Raw genomic sequence first — 4,691 nt, 5'->3', positions numbered from 1 at the left:
CTGGATTGATCACACGTTCATAAGATACGAAAGCAGGCTTGAAGACGCGCACGTGATAGGGCGTGACCGTCACATGCCTGATCCACGTTCCCAGAAAGTAGTCCTTGCGCAGAATGCGATAAGCCACGCAGTCGTTTCTGTGTTGCGAGAGCTTGCGCAAGGCCTTCACCAGCCCATCTGTTGAACGCTCGTCGGCATCCAGCGTCAACACCCACTCGTGTTTGAAGGGAATGTGACGCAGGCCCCAATTCCTGTGCGCGGATTCATCTCCGCCAAAAGGCGCATCGACATTGGCATAGGTTCGTTGCGTGACATGGGCACCCATGCTCTGCGCAATCTCCACCGTATCGTCCGTACTGCCTGAGTCGTAAACGTGAACGTCGTCGCACCAGGCGATGCTGCGCAGACACCCCGGAAGATCGGCCCGCTCGTTCTTGGTCAGAATCAACACCGATACGTTGATGGAACTATCAGCCATGCGCCCTCCGCGTCTTGATCTTATTTGCCGGGTTACCAGCAAAAACACCCCACTCGCCGTCCAGCGGTGTTCGCATCAACACAGCACGTGCGCCCACCACACAGCCGCGCGGCACGGTCACCCCGGGGCCGATGAAGGCTTCCGTGCAAACCCAGGCCTGATCTCCGATGTGGATGTCTGCTGCCATCAACTGAAACGAGGGATCGTTGTAATCGTGGGTGCCACCACACAGATGTGCGCCCTGAGAAATGACGGCTTCCCGGCCGATGCGCAATGACCCCATGTTGTAGATGATCACGCGCTCGCCAATGCCGACCCTGTCAGCGATCTCCAGTTGCCAGGGTGCCCAGACATGGCACGAAGCGTGTATGTGCACTTGCTGGCCAATGCGCGCGCCAAACAAGCGCAGCAGACTCACTCTCCAGGCGTGCATTGGCCTCAGGGAGGGTCGGAACAACAGGGCCCACACCACGCCCCACACAGCACGCGCTACGCGATTGCGCAAAGAAAACGATGGGCCTGCACGGGAATCTGTGCCCTGAAGAATCACAAACAAGCTCCTGCTTTGACATTCAACTCAAGGCACAGATGGTGCCGCGCAGGCTTAACGCAGGCATGTCCACACATGAGCCGTTCGGCTCATATTGAGTACCTTTGGCTGTGCGCGAGGCATTGGCACATCACAGCCACACCTTCGCCATTCGGACTATCCCCCCCGACTTGGTGGCGTTACACGCTTTTTGAATCATCCGTAGCCAAGAGGCCACCGATGAAAATCCTGATCTACAGCGCAAACTACGCCCCGGAACCAACCGGCATAGGCAAGTACTCTGGCGAGATGGCCGAGTGGCTGTCCGCACAAGGTCACGATGTGAGGGTGGTTGCTGCACCGCCTTACTATCCAAACTGGCAGATCGCCAAAGGCTACCGCTGGCCGCTGTACCGCCGTGAGCGCATCCAGAACGTCGATGTGTGGCGCGCACCGCTGTGGGTGCCGTCTCAGCCCAATGGCATCAAGCGCATTTTGCACACACTGAGTTTCGCCATCAGCTCGATGCCCGTGATGCTGCGTCAACTGACCTGGAGCCCTGATGTCGTGTTGACCGTGGCACCTGCGCTGGCTTGCGCGCCAATGGGGTGGCTGACAGCCAGGCTGTGCGGCGCCACCGCATGGCTGCATGTGCAGGATTTCGAAGTGGACGTGGCCTTTCAGATGAGCATGCTCAAAGGCCGCTTCCTCAAGAACGCCACGCTGTGGTGCGAGCGCCATCTGCTGCGTCGCTTCGACAAGGTATCAACGATCTCCAGCAAGATGGTTGAGAAACTTCGCAGCAAAGGTGTCACACCCGATGCCATCGAATTGTTTCCGAACTGGGTGGACACAGCCGGTGTGAATCCGCTGGACAAACCCAGCAGTTACCGAGAGCAACTGGGCATCAAGCCTGATCAAATCGTAGCCATGTTCTCGGGCACCTGGGGCAGCAAGCAGGATCTGCCGGCCATCCCCGCTGCGGCCCGCTTGCTGGCACATCGCAAGGACATCGTCTTTGTCATCTGCGGTGACGGCGTGATGAGGCCTGCCATCGAGGCCGCCTGCGATGGCCTGCCCAACGTCCGGCTGCTCCCTCTTCAACCCAAAGAGCATTTGAGCGAGTTGCTGGGCATGGCCGACATCCACCTGCTCACACAAAGCGCCGAGGCCGAAGACTTGGTACTGCCTTCCAAGTTGACGGGCATGCTCTCAAGCGGGCGGCCTGTTGTGGCCACCTGCCATGCGCATACTGAACTGGCCAATGTGCTGACGCATTGCGGCGTCATTGCGCGCCCCGGCTGCATCAGCTCACTGGCACAGGCTGTGCAGGTGCTGGCAGATGCCCCTGAACGCCGCCAGGAATTGGGCACCCATGCGCGCACATATGCCGAACACAGCTTCGGCAAAGACAGCATCCTGACCCGCTGGATGAGCCAGTTCGAAGTAGCCCGACTCCCCGCCACGGTTGGCGTCTATACGGAAAACGAAGCCAACTGAATCGTGAGTTGGCTCACAACAGAAAAGGGGTAGCGTTTGCTACCCCTTTTTTTTCATGCTGTCAGCGCTGCGTAGACGCACGTCAAGGTGCGGCAGTTGCCGTCAAGGTCGGCGTGTTGTAGCGTGCATCGTCGAGCATGGTTCTGAACTTTTCAGCCAGATTTTCGGCTTCAACGCCCTTGAAACCCAGCAAGGAATCATGCGCACGCAACCAGGCCGCCGGTGACTGGGTTCGTACCACCTCCACAAGATTCAGGCCAATGCCATAGAGAGATTTGTTCTGCGCCTTCAGTCCTTCGTTCTCCTTGCTGGTCTCCGCCAGCAAACCGCTCACGGATGCTGCGGTGCGAGTCTGCTCCTTGAGCGCCAACTGAGTCTTCTGCAACTCTGCCTGCAAAGCCTGTTCACGCTGCTCTGCAGCTTGCAAGGCTTCATCCTTGGCTTTCAAGTTCGCTTCAACCTGATCCAGTCTGGCCTTGGTGCCACGCGCCTGCGCTTCAACCGTTCGGATACGTGAACCGGTCTGCTTCAACTCGCTCTCGGCCTTGTCCTTGGCTTGCGCGAGATTGGCTTTTTCGCTGGCCAAGGCATCGCGCTCTTCCTGAGTTTGACGCAAGGTCTGCTGCGCACGGCGCAATGCCTCACGCTCTCGATTGCCTTTGTCTTCGGCATGGGCCCCTACGCTCACAGCCATGAGGGTGGCCAGGGTCAGGGTCGTGAGGCTGATCAGACGACGTGCTTGCGCACCATGATGATGAATGGGCATGATCAACTCCATCAGAAGCGGGTGTTCAGCTCAAGCTGCAGCACATCGATCTTCAGGATCGCATCGCTGTAGCCGGGGGCGGAGCCATACAGCGTGGCGTCGCTCAAATTGCGGGTGCTGGTCCACCTCAGGCCCAGCGACGTGCGGGGGGCAATGCCGTACTGTCCACCAATGCTCCACCCTTGGTAATTCGTGCCGCCCAAATGCCAGGTGGTATCTGTGAAAGCGTCCAACCAGGCATCACGCTCAAAACGGCGATAAGCCAGGAAGGATTGCCACTGACCTGCTCGATCGATGCGGTCCACACCCACGGCCACCTTGGCTTGCACTGCATTGGTTTTCTTGGCAACGGTGTAGCTATTCAACACAGAACCAGCACGCGCATGGATATCGTCCTCTTGGAAACCAATGTTCTTGATGAAGTCCAGCGAAGCCTTGACGGTCACAGGGAAGAAGTGCAGGAAGGTGACTTCAGCAGACAGGTCCACAGGTCGGAACTTGGAAGCCAGACCCCAGATAGAGTTCTGACCGTTGTCTTCGACGCCGTTGTTATTAATCCTGAAGAGCGTATTGCCCTTTTGCCGTACCTTGCTCGGATACTGTGTCGACAAGTTGGGACGGATATCAAACGATGAGCTAGAGGAACCGATATTCGTATCGGACACACCTTCCACACCGTGGAAGTCATAGTAGGACAGGCCCGCCCTGAACTGCACATTGGGCGCAATGTTCAATGAAGCCCCGACTTGTGCACCATACAACCACTTGTCAGCTCGCGATGTTTCAAACTCCTGCAGAGGGAACGCGCCCATGGTCAGGAAGGCGGCGTGGCCAGCACCCAGCGCAGGCTTGTAGCTGACGGCAAGCCCATCGAAGTTGATATCGTCAGGCCAGGTCAGGTCCGTCCCCACGAAGGGGTTGGCAAAGCGCCCCGCAACGGCCGATGTCTCGCCTTCGTGGTTGTACTTGATATAGGCCTGGTCAAAGTAGGTGCTGTACTTGTTGAAGTAATTGCCCTGAGTCTGAGATACCGCAGTGGGGCTGTCGCCGTTGCCTGTGCTCAAACGGATACCGGCAGAGAAATCGTCATTCAGTTTGGACTTGATGCCGAATCGCGCACGCAGGTTCATGCGATCGCGGTCATGCGTAGAGTTGCTCAGATCTGGCGCCCATGCCAATGAATTGGTCGCTTGCCCCAGGAAACCGCCCTGTGCGTCTACCTCAGAGTTGTTGCTGCGGTCGAACAGATCATGCTGATAGCGCACACGCAGATCGCCTTCCACACTGATGCTGCGCATCCAGGCAGGCAGGGCGCCAGGATCGCCCCAGCGCTCTTCGTGAGCCTGCGCCAGCACCTCCTGCTTGATCTGCTCACGCATTTCGTTCTTCACGGATTCGGGCACATAGGGCACACGAAC

5 protein-coding genes are annotated in these 4,691 nt (G+C 58.0%); 1 reads left to right on the top strand and 4 read right to left on the bottom strand.

The genetic code is table 11. The features are described from left to right. Both EPO09_RS17670 and EPO09_RS17665 read right to left on the bottom strand, forming a co-directional pair. On the bottom strand, positions 1-478 hold a 478-nt coding region (locus EPO09_RS17670; RefSeq protein WP_290645058.1), incomplete at its 3' end, for a glycosyltransferase family 2 protein. After that, on the bottom strand, positions 471-911 hold the full coding sequence (locus tag EPO09_RS17665) for a putative colanic acid biosynthesis acetyltransferase (protein ID WP_367200086.1): 441 nt from the start codon (positions 909-911) through the stop codon (positions 471-473). The genes EPO09_RS17665 and EPO09_RS17670, both read right to left, overlap by 8 nt. 336 nt (positions 912-1,247) lie before the next feature. Here EPO09_RS17665 and EPO09_RS17660 point away from each other — a divergent pair, with 336 nt between their 5' ends. After that, a complete protein-coding gene (locus EPO09_RS17660) occupies positions 1,248-2,507 on the top strand; it encodes a glycosyltransferase WbuB (RefSeq protein ID WP_290645057.1) in 1,260 nt (419 codons plus the stop codon). Positions 2,508-2,589: 82 nt separating this feature from the next. Here the strand turns inward: EPO09_RS17660 and EPO09_RS17655 are convergent, their stop codons facing one another. Both EPO09_RS17655 and EPO09_RS17650 read right to left on the bottom strand, forming a co-directional pair. Next, positions 2,590-3,273: a hypothetical protein gene (locus EPO09_RS17655; protein ID WP_290645055.1), complete on the bottom strand. Its 684-nt coding sequence runs from the start codon at positions 3,271-3,273 to the stop codon at positions 2,590-2,592. 11 nt (positions 3,274-3,284) lie between these two features. Beyond that, a partial coding sequence (locus EPO09_RS17650; RefSeq protein ID WP_290645049.1) for a putative porin occupies positions 3,285-4,691 on the bottom strand: 1,407 nt, incomplete at its 5' end.

Origin of the sequence: Aquabacterium sp. (genome assembly GCF_004297345.1) — a bacterium.
GTDB lineage: Bacteria > Pseudomonadota > Gammaproteobacteria > Burkholderiales > Burkholderiaceae_C > Aquabacterium.
This window is presented reverse-complemented; position numbering and strand designations above follow the sequence as displayed.

Coding starts and splice junctions, on each gene's coding strand:
- EPO09_RS17665 (WP_367200086.1), bottom strand. CDS start 911: ATGCACGCCTGGAGAGTGAGTCTGCTGCGCTTGTTTGGCGCGCGCATT.
- EPO09_RS17660 (WP_290645057.1), top strand. CDS start 1,248: ATGAAAATCCTGATCTACAGCGCAAACTACGCCCCGGAACCAACCGGC.
- EPO09_RS17655 (WP_290645055.1), bottom strand. CDS start 3,273: ATGCCCATTCATCATCATGGTGCGCAAGCACGTCGTCTGATCAGCCTC.